Here is a 350-nt window from a genome sequence, read left to right as displayed (position 1 = left end):
CCGCTGGCCTACAGCGACTTCGTCCAGCTCGGTTCGTATGCTGGTGCTCTCAACAGGGCAGTCGCGGTCGGCGTATGGGCACACTCCAACAACTACGGCGTGGCACTTGGCTACCAAGCCAATGCCAACGGGCAACATGCGACTGCGCTGGGGCATCAGGCCGTTGCCTGGGAGATTGGCAGCGTCGCGGTGGGTAACGATGCAAAATCCTACGGCTACAACGCGATTGCGCTGGGGAGCGGCGCGCTCGCGGCCGGGCGCAATTCCATCGTGCTTGGGGCGGATTCCAATGACTATGGTGACAATCAGGTATCGGTCGGAAATGGCGGAACGCGACGCAAGATTGTCTA

General features: G+C 61.1%; 1 protein-coding gene. It reads left to right on the top strand.

Features of this window, described 5'->3' with window-relative positions; genetic code table 11:
- Nucleotides 1-350: hypothetical protein (locus AC1DMU_RS29835; RefSeq protein WP_476941714.1), on the top strand; the 350-nt coding region annotated here is incomplete at both ends.

It is taken from the genome of Bacillus sp. 01N45 (genome assembly GCF_056399205.1).
This window is presented reverse-complemented; position numbering and strand designations above follow the sequence as displayed.